General features: G+C 67.0%; 7 protein-coding genes. 3 read left to right on the top strand and 4 right to left on the bottom strand.

The window, feature by feature from the left end; all coding sequences use genetic code 11:
* The first annotated feature begins 106 nt into the window (after nt 1-106).
* Nucleotides 107-736, top strand: a complete 630-nt coding sequence (locus F0U60_RS43655) for a response regulator (RefSeq protein WP_395809105.1) — start codon at nt 107-109, stop codon at nt 734-736.
* A gap of 19 nt (nt 737-755) precedes the next feature.
* On the opposite strand, the gene F0U60_RS43660 is transcribed toward F0U60_RS43655, so the two are convergent.
* From F0U60_RS43660 to F0U60_RS43675, 4 genes are all read right to left on the bottom strand, one after another.
* Complete coding sequence (locus tag F0U60_RS43660; RefSeq protein WP_395809107.1) at nt 756-1,385, bottom strand: sulfite oxidase heme-binding subunit YedZ; 630 nt, start codon at nt 1,383-1,385, stop codon at nt 756-758.
* 5 nt (nt 1,386-1,390) lie between these two features.
* Nucleotides 1,391-2,374 (bottom strand): protein-methionine-sulfoxide reductase catalytic subunit MsrP, encoded by a 984-nt coding sequence (gene msrP, locus F0U60_RS43665; protein ID WP_395809109.1) that lies wholly within the window; start codon nt 2,372-2,374, stop codon nt 1,391-1,393.
* A 33-nt stretch (nt 2,375-2,407) separates the two neighbouring features.
* Nucleotides 2,408-3,154, bottom strand: coding sequence for a fatty acid desaturase (locus F0U60_RS43670; RefSeq protein ID WP_395809111.1), 747 nt, complete (start codon nt 3,152-3,154; stop codon nt 2,408-2,410).
* A 73-nt stretch (nt 3,155-3,227) separates the two neighbouring features.
* Nucleotides 3,228-4,952: a hypothetical protein gene (locus F0U60_RS43675; protein ID WP_395809113.1), complete on the bottom strand. Its 1,725-nt coding sequence runs from the start codon at nt 4,950-4,952 to the stop codon at nt 3,228-3,230.
* 216 nt (nt 4,953-5,168) lie between these two features.
* On the opposite strand from F0U60_RS43675, the gene F0U60_RS43680 reads away from it, so the two are divergent.
* Nucleotides 5,169-10,406, top strand: coding sequence for an AAA family ATPase (locus tag F0U60_RS43680; protein WP_395809115.1), 5,238 nt, complete (start codon nt 5,169-5,171; stop codon nt 10,404-10,406).
* Nucleotides 10,407-10,626: 220 nt separating this feature from the next.
* A complete protein-coding gene (locus tag F0U60_RS43685) occupies nt 10,627-15,888 on the top strand; it encodes an AAA family ATPase (protein WP_395809117.1) in 5,262 nt (1,753 codons plus the stop codon).
* Nucleotides 15,889-16,025 lie beyond the last annotated feature (137 nt).

Consider the following 16,025-nt stretch of genomic DNA (forward strand, 5'->3'; position numbering starts at 1 on the left):
AAAAGGCTCATCTCTTAAGAGCGAAAAACTCCCACACCGGGAGTCGCTCTACTTTGACTTCACGTTGTCCGTCGGCGAACATGGATGTGAATTGGGAGACTCTCCAATGAAGCCGGCAACAGTCGTGCCCGAAGCAGCGGCGACCTCCTCGCCACGTCCCTCGTCCGCTCCCACCGAGCCGGCGCGGCCGTCTGCTTCCTTCAGCACCGCTCCGGCCCGAACCCCGGTGAACCCCTCCGAGCCCGTGCGTCCTTTCGGGATGCTCAGCTCCGAGACGGCGAAGGCTTTCGCGACCGTGGCGACCCCTGAGCCACGCCCCGTCGCCATCCCCGAGCCCGAAGTGCAGCAGCAGCAGCGCGTGCTGCTGGTGGATGACAGCCGCTCCATCCGCACGCTGCTGAAGATCTACTTGATGGCTCGCTCCTTCGAGTACATCGAGGCGGAGTCGGCGGAAGCGGCGCTGAAAGTGCTGGAAGCGCAGCAGGTGGACCTCATCCTCACCGACTTCCACATGGACGGGATGAACGGCGCGGACTTCGCGGCGACGGTGCGTGCGCACGGCGACACGAAGATCTCCAAGCTTCCCATCCTGATGATGACGGGCGACGCGAACGCGGCCGAGGTGCGCAACAAGGGCCAGAAGGCAGGCATCAACGCCTTCGTGCGCAAGCCGGTGAGCTGCGCCCAGCTGATGGCGCTGGTGGACACCATCCTCCCGCCCGCGAAGAAGGGCTGAGACGAAACGCGAAGCACCGCTACGCGGAGGGCGTCGAGACCGCGGTCTCCGCCCGAGCCCGCCGCTTGCGCAACGACTCAGCCACGCGGATGACGAAGAGCAGCGCCAGCACGCCGCCGTACACGAGCGGCTCGGTGAGGTCCTTCTTCACGCGCCAGACGAAGTGCACCACCCCCAGCGAAGCGGACACGTAGGCCAGCCGGTGCAATCGCTGCCATGCGGGAAAGCCCATACGCCGCACCATGCGATGGGTGCTGGTGACGGCCAGCGGCACCAACAGCACGAGCGCGAGGAAGCCCACGGTGATGAAGGGCCGCTTCGTGATGTCCTCGAGGATGGCCTCGAGCACCAGCCCCTGATCCAGCACGGCATACGTGAGGAAGTGCAGCGAGGCGTAGGCGAAGCCCATCAGCCCCAGCAACTTGCGCAGGCGCAGAGGCCACGTCCACCCGAACACCACCTTGAGCGGCGTGCACGCGAGCGAAGCCACCAGGAAGATAAGGGCAAGCATCCCCGTCTGGTTGAGCGTGCGCTCAATGGGATTGGCGCCGAGTGTCCCCTGCACGAACTGGAGCGCCAGGAGGGCCAACGGAGAGAGGCCACCCACGAGGACGGCCGGCTTGAGCCAGGGGTATGGAGGAGCGGCCATGGGCGTCAGAAGTCGCGGCGCAGGTCCATGCCCGTGTAGAGGCTGGCCACCTGCTCGGCGTACCCATTGAAGGGCAGCGTGGGACGGCGGCGGAGCTCACCGATGCGGCGCTCGGAGGCCTGACTCCAGCGCGGATGGTCCACCTGGGGATTCACGTTGGCGAAGAAGCCGTACTCGCGAGCGTTGGCCAGGTTCCAGGTGGTGGGCGGCTGCTTCTCCGTGAGGGTGATGCGCACAATGGACTTGATGCCCTTGAAGCCGTACTTCCACGGCACCACGAGCCGCAGCGGCGCACCGTTCTGGTTGGGCAGGACGCGGCCATACATGCCCACGGCAAGCATCGTGAGTGGGTGCAGGGCCTCGTCCAGACGCAGCCCCTCGACATAGGGCCAGTCCAGCACGGGGTACTTCTGGCCAGGCATCTGCGCGGGATCCTTCAGGGTGGCGAAGGCCACGTACCTGGCCTTACCGGTGGGCTCCACGCGCCGCAGCAACCCCGCCAGCGGGAAGCCGAGCCACGGAATCACCATGGACCAGGCCTCCACGCAGCGCATGCGGTAGACGCGCTCCTCGAGCGGGAACCAGGACTGCAGCGTGTCCATGTCCACGCGCTGCGGCTTGTGCACCTCGCCGTCGATGATGACAGTCCATGGCCGCGGCTTGAGGGTGTGCGCGTTCTCGGCGGGCTCGCCCTTGTCGAGACCGAACTCGTAGAAGTTGTTGTAGGTGGTGGCGTCCTCGTAGGACGTGGCGCGCTCGTCGGTGTCGTAGGGGCCGCGGGGTCGCGCCACCTTGGGGGCCTCGCCCGGTACCCCTAGAAGTGGGGAGTCCCCGCCGGTGGGCCGATGGCTGAGGAGCTGCAGCCCGGTGCCCACCGCTGCGGCGGTGCCAGTGAAGAGGGCGGCGCTCTTGAGGAACTCACGCCGGCGCAGGTACAGCGACTCGGAGGTGATCTCGGACCCCAGGGGCTCGGGCAGCTTCTGGCGCATGATTCCCTTCCGTACGCACGAGCCGAAATCCGGTTACAGCTGCCGGAGGCTCAGGGCTTGACCGGCTTCGCGGGCGCGAGCATCCCGCATCTTCCAGAGTCGCCACCAGGGCGTTGAGGGGGACTGGTGGTGCTCCCAGTGGTAGCCGAAGAAGTAGCAGGAGAGCATGGCCCACAGGTGGTTGCGCGGCAGGGAGCGCGCGTGGTGGGGCGCCATGTCCGGGGTGTCCGGCCTCCGGTGAGGCAGGTAGGTGCCGAAGTAGAAGAGCTGCACCGTGCCAAGCACCGCGGGCACCACCCAGAAGGCCACAATCCGCCACTGGGCCACGCCGAGCAGCATCAACAGGTTGAACTTGGCCGCCATGACGAGGAACTGGGGCCAGGTCATGTAGCGCACCATGAAGGTGGCGAACCAAGGCCAGAAGGCCTGGGTGCGAGTGGAGAAATCCGGGTCGTCCGGGCCCGTGGGGTCCGCGTGGTGGGCGCGGTGGTTGACGACCAGACGCCGGTAGGAGAGCCCGGCGAAGAGGAAGCAGGCGAGCGTGCCCACGCTCTGGTTCACCCACCGGTGGCGACTCACCGTGCCATGCATGGCGTCATGGCCGGTGATGAACAGCCCGGTGCACAGGTACGCCTGCAGGGCGATGTGCAGGTACGTGAGGGGCGAGGCGAGCGACAGGTCGGCCGCCACCAGCAGCCAGACAAGATGACCCATCCACGCGCCGAGCACGCTCAGCGCGATGAGGACACCCCAGGGACCTCGAGGAACGTGGCTGCTCATCCGCCTCATCTCTCATCATGCGCCGCCCGCCGCGCACGGGAAAAAGCACGCGGCAGGCAAGCAAACCCCACTGTTACTTCGCGCCCGGGGAAGAGAAGCCCCCGAGCTCGGCGGTGAGCTTCTCGGCGGTGACGTAGCGCGGCTCGATGTCCACGGGGACGTTGTTCAGCTTGTCCAGGACGCGCTTCACCTCGGGGCGCACCACGCCCATCTTCTCGAGCAGCGACTCGGCGCTGGCGCGGTTGCCGCTGGCCTGCAGCTCCATGAGCTGCTTCGTCAGCGCGGTGACGGACTCTTTGATCTTCCCCGGCACCACCGAGAAAGTCCCATCCTTGTTCACCACCACGGCGCCGTTATCCAGGAAGTAGTTGAGCTGCAGGGCGATGCCCTTGCCGTGCGCCTCGTTGATGCCGAAGCGGATGGAGCGGAACGCGGACGCCAGGAACGTCGTGTACATGGTGCGCTCCAGCTCCTTGCCGATGACCCCCTTGTCCACCAGCTGCTGCAGGGCCCACAGGCCGGAGACGTCCGCCTTGGCCTCCTCGATGGCGCTGGAGGACGCCTGGAGCGCCTGACGCACCGTGGTCTGCTTGCCCTCCACGGTGATGTTGTGGGGCCCCAGGCCATGCATCAGCTCGTGCATGAGGATGTGAGTGAAGAAGGCATCGAAAGAGATGTCCTTGCGATCCTTCGCGGGCAGCGCCACCTGCGAGATGGGCACCAGCACGCGCTGGAACTTGGCCTCCTGGATGTTCTTGAGCATCACGCGCTTGGTGCCTTTCTCGGCCGCCACGCGCTCGTCATTGGGCAGGTTGTAGGCAGCGGTCTGCACGCCGCGATAGCCATCGCCCGAGGAGAAGAGGCTGTTGACCACGCGGATGGGCGCGAGCGCTCCCAGCTTGGGGTTGCGCAGCTTCGGATCAATGGGGAGGTTGTTCTCCAGCCCCTGCAGCTCGCCGCTGAACTTCGCGAGCTTCTGCGTCTCGGCATCGTCACGCAGGCCGATGAAGGCCTCGAAGGCGGCCTTGTAGTTGAACCACTCGTCCTCGTAGACCTCGTAGGGACCCACGGTGGGCTCGATGCTGGCGTCGAGCTCCATCCAGGCAACCTCGCTCGGGTAGTAGTCGTTGCTGAGGAAGCCGTCAGCGCGCTTCGTGAGGAAGGCCTTCAGCGTGGGCTGCGTGGTGAGCGCAGCGGCCTCGCGCAGCAGTTGCGCGGCCTGAGCGAGCTCGCCCTGGTACTCGATGCTGTAGGGGACGGAGACGAACTTGCCGTTCGTGTCCCGGCGCAGGGTGGTGAAGAAGCCGGTGGCCTCGCGCTGCTGCGCCTCGGGGAGGGACTTCACCCAGGCCTCGACGTCGGCCTTGGAGGCGCCGGCCGGGTAGAAGTTGCCCTCGGCGGGCTTGGCGGGGACACCGGGAACGAAGGGCGCGTTGTGGTCGAGCCGAGACCAGGGCCCCTTGTTGAGGAGGAATGCGTGCAGCCGCTCACGGCCGAGCGGGGAGCTGTCCTGGAGGAGCTCGAGCAGGAGCGTCTCGTTGCCAGCCCAGACCTGACGCAAGAAGAGCGGGTCCATGATCTGGGCGGCCTGGAGGATCTTCGCGAGGGCGCGCCGCTCGTTCTCGGGGAGCTTCGAGACATCGACCTGGATGTCCACGGGGGCGAAGCGAGCCGTCATGCGCTTGAGCTCGGTGGCATTGGGCATACGGGAGGGCACAGTCTGGGCCTCAGCGGCACCGGCGGAGCCCGAAAGCAGCAACGTGGCGGCGGCGGCGAGGGAGAGGAGTTTCCGTTTCATGGCGGCCCTTTTACCCTCTGTGAACCGCTCAGGACAGCGAACACCCGAAGAGCCCCAGCAGTACTTCAGTGATATGTTTCCTGGGTCGCGCATCGGGAGCACATCACGGGCGCCGTTTCCTGCTCGGCCCCTGCCCCCCCCCACCCGAACGCGAACAAGCTGGCGAGCTGGAGCGACGTCTCGAGGTCCGGCGCTCGCCGACAAGGACACTCCTCCATGTTGGACATCCCGGGTTACAGGGTTCTTGGCACCATCCGAGCAACGGGCTCGAACGCGCTGTTCCATGCCGTGCGCGAGGCCGATGGTCTCCCCGTCATCCTCAAGACGCCCATGGCTCCCTCGCCCGGTCCCATCGACAGCGAGCGGTACCGGCGGGAGTTCTCCATCCTGCAGCGGCTGCGGGACGTGCGCGGGGTGGCTACCCCCTATGCCTTCGAGCGCATCCACGACCGGCCCGTGCTGCTGCTGGAGCAGGTGCGAGGCGACCCCTTGTCCGAGCCCACGGGCCAGCCGATGGAACTCTCCCAGTTTCTGGACCTGGCCCTCTCGCTGGTCTCCACCCTGGGCGAGGTCCACTGCCACAACGTCATCCACAAGGACATCAAGCCCTCCAACATCATCGTGGAGCCCTCGGGAGCAGCACGTCTCATCGACTTCGGCGCGGCCACGCTCCAGCAGGTGGAGCACCTGGACGCGAGCCCAACGAACATGCTCGAGGGGACGCTGGCGTACATGTCCCCGGAGCAGACCGGGCGCATGAACCGCGCGGTGGACTACCGCACCGACTTCTACTCCCTGGGCGTCACCTTCTACGAGCTGCTCACCGGGCAGCGACCGTTCCAGGCGCGCGATGCCCTCGAGTGGTTCCACGCGCACATGGCGCGGACGCCGCCACCACCGCACGAGCTGAACCCCCAGGTGCCGCCCGCCCTCTCCGCCCTCGTCCTCAAGCTGATGGCGAAGGTGGCCGAGGAACGCTACCAGAGCGCCGAGGGACTCCAGGCGGACCTGGAGCAGTGCCGCGAGGCGCTAGGACTGAGCACGAAGGAAGTATTCACGCTGGGCACCCGGGACACGCCCAACCGCTTCCAACTGCCGCAACGGCTCTACGGGCGCGAGAAGCAGGTGTCCGCCCTGCTCGAGGGCTTCGAGCGCGTGGTCCGGATGGGCAGGCCGGAGCTGTTCCTGGTCAGCGGGTACTCGGGGATCGGCAAATCCTCCGTGGTGCACGAGCTGCTCAAGCCGGTGGTGCAGCGACGCGGCTTCTTCCTGAGCGGCAAGTTCGACCAGTTCCAGCGGGAGGTTCCATACGCGACGCTGGCGCAGACCCTCCGGGGGCTGGTGCAACAACTGCTCGCGGAGAGTGACGAGGAGCTCGCCCGGTGGCGTGAGCGGGTGAACCAGGCCTGGGAGGATCAGGGCCAACTGCTCGTGGATCTGATGCCCCAGTTGGAAGTGCTGGTGGGCCGGCAGCCCGCGCTCCAGGAGGTCCCTCCCAGCGAGGCCCAGCACCGGTTCTACCGCGTGGTCCGCCAGTTCGTGTCGGTGTTCGCCACGACGGAGCGCCCGCTGGTGGTGTTCCTGGATGACCTGCAGTGGGCGGACCTGACCGGTCTGCGATTGCTCGGGCGCATGATGTCACAGCCGGCCCCTCCCCCCGTGCTGTGGATTGTCGCCTACCGGGACAACGAGGTGAGCCCCTCGCACCCGCTGATGCAGATGTTGGAGGAGGTGCGCAAGGAAGGGACTCGGACGGTGGACCTCCGCCTGGAACCGCTGAACGTGGAGCAGGTGGAGCACCTGGTGGCCGACACACTGCCGGGCGCGGACAGGGAGGTGGTCGAGCCCCTCGCGGCGCTGGTGCACGAGAAGACGGGAGGCAACCCCTTCTTCCTGCTGCGGTTGCTGGTGACACTTCACCAGGATGGCTTGCTGGTGCGTGTGCCCGGTGGTGGCTGGCGCTGGGATGCCGAAGGCGTGCGGGCCCGGGGGTACTCGGAGAACATCGTCGACTTCATGGTGGGCAGGCTGCGCCAGCTTCCCCTCGCCACTCAGCACCAATTGTGGCTGGCGGCGTGCGCGGGCAATGTCTTCTCCCTCCAGCTGCTGGGCACCCTCTCCGGTCTGGCCGAGATGGGGGATGTGGAGCAGCAGCTCGAGCCCGCCCTCCAGGAAGGCATGCTGGTGCGCGCCGGTCCGGAGCAATACCGCTTCATTCACGACCGCATCCAGCAGGCGGCCCATTCCCTCGTCTCCGAGGCCGAGCGCAAGGCCATCCACCTGCGCATCGGCCGGTTGATGCTCGAGCGCCTGTCGCACGAGGAGGTGGGCGAGTCGCTCTTCGACGTGGTGAGCCAGCTCAACGCAGGCGCGGAGCTGATCGAAGAGCCCTCGGAGCGCCACCACCTCGCGCTCTTGAACGCCGAGGCAGGCAGGAAGGCCAGGGCCGCGATGGCGCTCGGCCCCGCCATCACCTACTTCAAGACGGCCTTCACGCTCATCCCGGGAGACCCCTGGCGGACGGCTCCCGAGCTGGCCTTCAAGCTGTACCTCGCCCTGGCGCGCTGTGAGCTCATGAGTGGCAACGCCGCCGAGGCGCGCCGCCTGGTCGAGGAGCTCCGCTCCCGAGCGAGCACGCGCTCGGACACCGCGGCCGTCTACATCCTGAGGCAGGACATCCTCTTCGCCATGGGTGAATACCCGGAAGGCATGACCTGCATCATGGAATGCCTGACGTTGCTGGGCACGCCGCTCCCGCCGCGCCCCACCTGGGAGGAAGCGGTGGCCGCTCATGAGGAGGCGTGGGCCGCGTTGGGAGATCGTCCCATCGAGAGCCTGGTCGAGCTGCCGCTCATGACCGACCCAGACATGAAGCTGGCCGTCAGCGCCATGTACAAGCTCTTCGGCCCCGCGTACTCCTCCAGCCCCAACCTGCTCACCATCCTCCTGAGCCGGATTGTCTCCCTCACCCTCCGTCACGGCTTCTTGGATGCCGTCGTGAGCGGATATTGCTGGTTTGGCGCCATCACCAGCGCGTACTTCAAACGGTACCGGGAGGGTCATGCCTTCGCGAGGCTCGCCCTCGAGCTCGTCGAGCGGCACAACCTGTCCACCTACCGGGGGGATGTCCTCCTCTGCTCGCAGTTCAGCAGCTACTGGATCCAGCCCTTGTCCAAGACCCAGGAGTTCCTCCTGGACGGCCTCCACCACGCGCTTCAAGTAGGTGACATCCCCCCCGCCGCCTACGCCAGCCTCTATTCCGTCATCAACCGTCTCGCCATGGGGCACAACCTGGAGGACGTCTACCAGGAGTCGCTCGTACGCGGCGAGTTCTTGAACAAGACGGGATTCCTGGAGCCCCAGGACTCGCTGCACATAGCCCAGCACTACATGCAGCAGATGCGCGGGCAGACCCGCTCGTTCGACCCGGCCTTCGAAATCCGGATGACGTCGCCCCAGCGCAGCGCCGGCGTGCGGTGCGGCTACCAGGTCTTCAAACTCCAGTCGTCCTTCATGTTCGGCGCCTACGAGGAGGCCCGAGAAGCAGCGGACAAGGCTGCCGGGCTCCAGTGGACCATCAAGGGCAACATCCAAAGCCGCGACTACGAGCTCTACCGTGCCCTGGCGCTGGCCGCCTGCTTCGAGCAGGCCACGCCGGAGGAGCAGCAGCGGTTCCTCCAGGACATCCAGCGCCACCAGCAGCAGCTCGCGGAGTGGGCGGAGAACTGCCCCGAGAACTTCCACGCACTCGAACGACTGGTCTCCGCGGAACTGGCCCGCCTCCAGGATCGGCCGGATGAGGCGACACGTGCCTACGAGAAGGCCATCCGCGCGGCTCGCGAAAGTGGTGCCACCCAGTACCTGGGACTGGCCAGTGAGCTCGCGGCCAACTTCTGGCACACACGGCAGGCGCCCATCGTCGCCCATGCCTTCGCGCGCGAAGCCCTGGCGGCCTACAAGCAGTGGGGCGCCCTGGGCAAGGTCCAACACCTGGAGTCCCTGTGGCCGAACCTCTCCTCCTCGGAGGCCACCGAGGACGCGTGCACCACCAGCAGTACGGACTCGACCCGGATCGACGCGCTCACCATTGTGAAGACCCAGCAGGCCATCTCCGGCGAAATCGTGCTGGAGCGGCTGGTGACCACGCTGCTGCACGCGGCGATCGAGAACGCGGGAGCCCAGCGCGGCGCCCTGCTGCTGCTAAACGGGGACACGCTCTCGGTGGCGGCCACCTCCGACTCCTCGCCGGACAGCGAGCTGCCGTGGACGCTCCTCACCTATGTCCGGCGCGCACGAGAGCACGTGCTCATTGGCGATGCTTCCAGGCCCCATCCGTTTTCATCGGACCCCTACCTGACGCGCAGCGGTGCGCGCTCGGTGTTGTGCCTGCCGCTGCTCAGGCAGGAGCAGTTCTCCGGGGCGCTCTACCTGGAGAACAACCTGGCCACCAACGCCTTCAGCCCGGCACGCCTGGCCCTCCTGGGACACATCGCCTCGCAGGCGGCCATCTCCATCGAGAACGCGCGGCTGTATGCCGACGTGCAGCGCGCTCGGACAGAGCTGCGTCAGGCCAACGACGCCTTGGAGCAGCGGGTGGAGGAGCGCACGCGCGAGCTCAAGCAAGCCCAGGCCCGTCTCGTGGACACCGCTCGCGAGGTGGGCATGGCGGAGATCGCCACCAACGTGCTGCACAACGTGGGCAATGTGCTCACCAGTGCCGTCGTCAACCTGGAGATGATGCGCAGGGCGGTGAGCACCTCGCGCGTGGGCCGGTTGAAGCAGGCCTCGGCCTTGCTGCTGGAGAACCGGGAATCGCTGGCGGACTTCCTGACGAAGGACCCTCGTGGCGGGCACCTGCCGGACTACCTGTCGGCGCTGGCCGACGAGATGGCGCGCGAGCAGACGTCCCTGATGGAGGACATGGATGCGATGGGCCGGCACATCGAGCACATCCGCGCCATCGTCCAGGTGCAGCAGACGTACGCCGGGACCTCGCTGATGACGGAGGAGTGCGACCTGGCCCAGCTCATCGACGACGCGCTGCGCATCCAGATGGCGGCGCTGCAGCGCCACGGCGTCACCGTCCATCGCGAGCTCACGGCGGTGCCCAGGGTGCAGGTGGACAAGCACAAGGTGCTGCAGATCCTCATCAACCTCATCAGCAACGCGAAGCACGCGCTGGATGGAGCCCCCGAGGGCCAGCGAAACATGAGGGTGAGGCTGACGGCGGAGGGGAACAAGGCGCGCATCCAGGTGGTGGATGATGGGGTGGGCATTGCGCCAGAGATAAAAGACAAGCTGTTCGCTCACGGCTTCACCACGCGCAAGGACGGCCATGGCTTCGGACTGCACGCGAGCGCCCTGGCGGCGCAACTCCTGAAGGGCAGCCTCACCCTGGAGAGCGAGGGTCCCGGCAAGGGCGCCGTGGCCACGCTCACGCTTCCGCTCTCCTAGCGTCAACTCCCGAAGCGCCAGACACTGGGAGCGGTGCCACGAAGCACCACGAGTCCTGGCAGCACTCCAGTGGGATGATCCCTCGGCCGGGCTCCGGGGGCACGTCGCGGGCACCCTTCCCTGCCTGTCCTGTGCCCTCGACCCGAACGGGTACGATCTGGCGAGCGGGCGCGACGACGTCATGGGGGTCGGTTCTCGCCGACAAGGACATCCATCATCCATGTTGGACATCCCGGGTTACAGGATTCTCGGCACCATCCGAGCGACGGGCTCGAACGTGCTCTTCCAGGCCATGCGCGAGGCGGATGGCCTGCCCGTCATCATCAAGACGCCGATGACTCCCTCGCCCGGCCCCGGCGAGAGCGAACGGTACCGGCGGGAGTTCGCCATCCTGCAGCGGCTGCGGGACTTGCGCGGGGTGGCTACGCCCTACGCCTGTGAGCGCATCCACCACCGGCCCGTGCTGCTGCTGGAGCAGGTGCACGGCCAACCCCTGTCCGATTCCACGGGCCAGCCGATGGAGGTCTCCCGGTTCCTGAGCCTGGCCCTCTCGCTGGTCTCCACCCTGGGCGAGGTCCACTGCCGCAACGTCATCCACAAGGACATCAAGCCCTCCAACATCATGGTGGAGCCCTCGGGGGAGACGCGGCTCATCGACTTCGGCGTGGCGACACTCCAGCAGGTGGAGCACCTGGACGCGGCTCCGACCCATCTCATCGAAGGGACGCTGGCGTACATGTCCCCGGAGCAGACGGGGCGCATGAACCGCGCGGTGGACTACCGCACCGACTTCTACTCGTTGGGCGTGACGTTCTACGAGCTGTTGACGGGACGCCGCCCCTTCCGGGCGCGCGATGCCCTCGAGTGGTGCCACGTGCACATGGCGCAGACGCCACAGCCACCGCACGAGCTGAACCCCCAGGTGCCGCCCGCCCTCTCGGCCCTCGTGCTCAAGCTGATGGCGAAGGTGGCCGAGGAGCGCTACCAGAGCGCCGAGGGACTCCAGGCGGACCTGGAGCGGTGCCGCGAGGCACTGGACCGGAGCGAACAAGAGGCGTTCGCGCTGGGCACGCAGGACACGCCCAACCGCTTTCAACTGCCGCAACGGCTCTACGGGCGTGAGGCGCAGGTCGCCGCCCTGCTCGAAGGCTTCGAGCGGGTGGCACGGACGGGCAGGCCGGAGCTGTTCCTGGTCAGCGGGTACTCGGGCATCGGCAAGTCCGCTGTGGTGCACGAGCTACACAAGCCAGTGGTGCAACAGCGCGGCTTCTTCCTGAGCGGCAAGTTCGATCAGTTCCAGCGAGACATTCCGTACGCGACGCTGGCGCAGCTTCTCCGCGGGCTGGTGCAGCAGCTGCTCGCGGAGAGTGACGAGGAGCTCGCGCAGTGGCAAGAGCGGGTGAACCAGGCCTGGGAGGGCCAGGGCCAGCTGCTCGTGGACCTGGTCCCCCAGTTGGAAGTGCTGGTGGGCCGGCAACCCGCGCTCCCGGAGGTATCCCCCCAGAAGGCGCAGCACCGCTTCTATCGAGTGGTCCGCCAGTTCCTCTCCGTGTTCGCCACGACGGAGCACCCGCTGGTGGTGTTCCTGGATGACCTGCAGTGGGCGGACCTGGCCAGCCTGCGGCTGCTCGAAAAACTGCTCTCGCAGCCGGAGCCCCTGCCGGTGCTGTGGATGGGAGCCTACCGGGACAACGAGGTGAGTCCCTCGCACCCGCTGATGCCGGTGCTGGAAGAGGTGCGCAAGGCAGGGGCGCCGATAACAGACCTCCGCCTGGAGCCGCTGAGCGTGGAGCAGGTGGAGCACCTGGTGGGTGACACGCTGCCGGGCGCGGACAGGGAGGTGGTTGCGCCCCTCGCGGCGCTGGTACACGAGAAGACAGGTGGCAACCCCTTCTTCCTGCTGCAGTTGCTGGTGACACTCCACCAGGAGGGCTTGCTGGCGCGAGTGCCTGGCGGCGGCTGGCGGTGGGATGCCGAAGGCGTACGAGCCCGAGGGTACTCGGAGAACATCGTCGACTTCATGGTGGGCAGGCTGCGCCAGCTCCCCCCTGGAACACAGCATCAGCTGCGGCTGGCGGCGTGCGCGGGCAAGGTCTTCTCCCTCCAACTGCTGGGGACCCTCTCCGGTCTGACCGAGGCGGGAGACGTGGAGCAGAGGCTCGAGCCCGCGCTCCAGGAAGGAATGCTGGTACGCGCCGGTCCGGAGCAGTACCGCTTCCTTCACGACCGCATCCAGCAGGCGGCCCACTCCCTCACCTCCGAGGCTGAGCGCAAGACCATCCATCTGCGCATCGGCCGGCTGATGCTCGAGAGCTTGTCGCAGGAGGAGGTGCGCGAGTCGCTCTTCGACGTGGTGAGCCAGCTCAACGCGGGGGCGGAGCTGATGGAAGAGCCCTCGGAGCGCCACCACCTCGCGCGCTTGAATGCCGAGGCAGGGCGGAAGGCCGAGAGCGCGGTGGCGCTCGGCCCTGCCCTCACCTACTTCACGACGGCCTTCGCACTCATTCCAGGAGACCCCTGGGAGACGGACCATGAGCTGGCCTTCAAGGTGCGGCTCGCGCGAGCGAAGTGCGAGCTCCTGAGCAGGAACATCGCCGAGGCGCGCCAACTGGCGGAGGAGCTTCTCACTCGGGCGCGGACCCGCGCGGACACCGTGGCCACCTACTGCCTGAAGAATGACCTCGGGCTCGCCACGGGCGACATCCAGGGCGCCCTCACCTGCATGCTGGAGTGCCTCTCCGTGCTGGGCATGCCGATCTCGCGGCACCCCACCTGGGAGGAGGCGGTGGCTGCCCATGAGGAGGTGTGGGCCCTGCTGGGGGATCGTCCCATTGAGAGCCTCATCGACCTGCCTCCCATGACCGATCCGGACATGAAGCTGGTGATGCGCGTCCTCGACTCACTCTTCGGGCCGGCTTACTTCACCGACAACCACCTGCTCATCATCAACCTGAGCTGGACGGTCTCCCTCACCCTTCGCCATGGCATCACCGAGGCTGCGGTGATGGGAATCAGTTGGTTCGGAGTGCTGACCGGCTCCTTCTTCAAGCGGTACCGGGAAGGCGAGGCCCTGGGCCAGCTCGCCTGTGGCTTCGTTGACCGGTACAACCTGTCCGACCGTCGCTCGCGGGTGCTCTATGGGCTGCAGCTCATCTGTTACTGGACCCGTCCCCTCTCCGCCGTGCATGACATCGCGCTCAGCGGCTTCCACCACGGGCTCCAGTCAGGGGACCTGCTGAACGCCAGCTTCATCTGCCACTCGCTCCTCCAGAACCGCCTCGCCATGGGGTACAACCTGGAGGACGTCTATGCGGAGTCGGTCGCGCGCGGCGAGTTCTTGAGCAAGACCGGGATCCTGGATCCCATGGACATGCTCCTCAGCTACCAGGCCTACGTGCAGCAGATGCGCGGGCACACGCTCTCCTTCGGCACGCTGAGCAGGCACGACTTCGATGCGCGGGCCTTCGAGGCCAGGCTGACGCCCAATCGCTCGAGCAGCACGCGGTGCGTGTATTGGATCATCAAGCTCCAGTCGTGCTTCATGTGCGGCGCCTACGAGGAGGCCCGGGAAGCCGCGGACAAGACAGCCGAGCTGGTCTGGTCCATGACCGGCAGGATCTTTCTCAGGGAATACCAGCTCTATCGCGCCCTGACCCTGGCCGCCTGCTTCGAGCAGGCCACGCCGGAGGAGCAGCAGCGGTACCTCGAAGCCATCCAGCGCCACCAGCAGCAGCTCGCGGAGTGGGCCCAGAACTGTCCCGAGAACTTCCGCGCGCACGAGCAACTGGTCTCCGCGGAGCTGGCCCGCCTTGCGGGGAGGCCGGATGAGGCGACGCGCGCCTACGAGGAGGCCATCCGCTCGGCTCGCGAGAGTGGTGCCACCCAGTACCTGGGGCTGGCCAGTGAGCTCGCGGCCAACTTCTGGCGCACGCGGCAGGCGCCGATTGTCGCCCATGCCTTCGCGCGTGAGGCCCTGGCGGCCTACAAGCAGTGGGGTGCCCTGGGCAAGGTCCAACACCTGGAGTCCTCGTGGCCGAACCTCACCACCTCGGCGTCCCACTCGGACGCGCTCACCACCAGCGCGACGGACTCGACCCGGCTCGACGCGCTCACCATCGTGAAGACCCAGCAGGCCATCTCCGGCGAAATCGTGCTGGAGCGGCTGGTGACGACACTGCTGCAGGCGGCGATTGAGAACGCCGGAGCCCAGCGCGGCGCCCTGCTGCTGCTAAACGGGGACACGCTCTCGGTGGCGGCCACCTCCGACTCCTCGCCGGACAGTGAGCTGCCGAAAACACTCCTCGCCTACGTGCGGCGCACGCGAACGCACGTGCTCATTGGCGATGCCTCCAAGCCCCACCCCTTCTCCTCTGACCCCTACCTGGCGAGCAGTGGAGCGCGCTCGGTGTTGTGCCTTCCGCTGCTCAGGCAGGAGCAGTTCTCCGGGGCGCTCTACCTGGAGAACAACCTGGCCACCAACGCCTTCAGCCCGGCACGCCTGGCCCTCCTGGGACACATCGCCTCGCAGGCGGCCATCTCCATCGAGAACGCGCGGCTGTATGCCGACGTGCAGCGCGCTCGGACAGAGCTGCGTCAGGCCAACGACGCCTTGGAGCAGCGGGTGGAGGAGCGCACGCGCGAGCTCAAGCAGGCCCAGGCCCGTCTCGTGGACACCGCTCGCGAGGTGGGCATGGCGGAGATCGCCACCAACGTGCTGCACAACGTGGGCAATGTGCTCACCAGTGCCGTCATCAACCTGGAGATGATGCGCAGGGCGGTGAGCACCTCGCGAGTGGGCCGGTTGAAGCAGGCCTCGGCCTTGCTGCTGGAGAACCGGGAATCGCTGGCGGACTTCCTGACGAAGGACTCGCGTGGCGGGCACCTGCCGGACTACCTGTCGGCGCTGGCCGACGAGATGGCGCGCGAGCAGACATCCCTGATGGAGGACATGGATGCGATGGGCCTGCACATCGAGCACATCCGCGCCATCGTCCAGGTGCAGCAGACGTACGCCAGGACCTCGCTGATGACGGAGGAATGCGACCTGGCCCAGCTCATCGACGACGCGCTGCGCATCCAGACGGCGGCACTGCAGCGCCACGGCGTCACGGTCCATCGCGAGCTCACGGCGGTGCCCAGGGTGCAGGTGGACAAGCACAAGGTGCTGCAGATCCTCATCAACCTCATCAGCAACGCGAAGCACGCGCTGGATGGAGCCCCCGAGGGAAAGCGAAACATGAGGGTGAGGCTGACGGCGGAGGGGAACATGGCGCGCATCCAGGTGGTGGATGATGGGGTGGGCATTGCGCCAGGGATGAAGAACAAGCTGTTCGCGCACGGCTTCACCACGCGCAAGGACGGCCACGGCTTCGGGCTGCACGCGAGTGCCCTGGCGGCGCAGCTCCTGAAGGGCAGCCTCACCCTGGAGAGCGAGGGTCCCGGCAAGGGAGCCGTGGCCACGCTCGCGCTTCCGCTCACCTGAGCCCCTTCAAGTAGGTCCGCCAAGGAGAGCCCCGGGAACATGCGCGGACAACTTCCTCGCGGCAACTTCCCCTCTCCCCTCGGGCAGGGCGGGCGCATCTAAAGCGCCAGTCAAATCAGCGGGTTGGCAGTGGGCTC

Origin of the sequence: Archangium minus (assembly GCF_044360475.1) — a bacterium.
GTDB classification, from domain to species: domain Bacteria; phylum Myxococcota; class Myxococcia; order Myxococcales; family Myxococcaceae; genus Archangium; species Archangium minus.

What these genes read in the sequence shown, in the direction of transcription:
- F0U60_RS43655 (WP_395809105.1), top strand. Translation starts at nt 107, where the DNA reads ATGAAGCCGGCAACAGTCGTGCCCGAAGCAGCGGCGACCTCCTCGCCA.
- F0U60_RS43660 (WP_395809107.1), bottom strand. Translation starts at nt 1,385, where the DNA reads ATGGCCGCTCCTCCATACCCCTGGCTCAAGCCGGCCGTCCTCGTGGGT.
- msrP (WP_395809109.1), bottom strand. Translation starts at nt 2,374, where the DNA reads ATGCGCCAGAAGCTGCCCGAGCCCCTGGGGTCCGAGATCACCTCCGAG.
- F0U60_RS43670 (WP_395809111.1), bottom strand. Translation starts at nt 3,154, where the DNA reads ATGAGCAGCCACGTTCCTCGAGGTCCCTGGGGTGTCCTCATCGCGCTG.
- F0U60_RS43675 (WP_395809113.1), bottom strand. Translation starts at nt 4,952, where the DNA reads ATGAAACGGAAACTCCTCTCCCTCGCCGCCGCCGCCACGTTGCTGCTT.
- F0U60_RS43680 (WP_395809115.1), top strand. Translation starts at nt 5,169, where the DNA reads ATGTTGGACATCCCGGGTTACAGGGTTCTTGGCACCATCCGAGCAACG.
- F0U60_RS43685 (WP_395809117.1), top strand. Translation starts at nt 10,627, where the DNA reads ATGTTGGACATCCCGGGTTACAGGATTCTCGGCACCATCCGAGCGACG.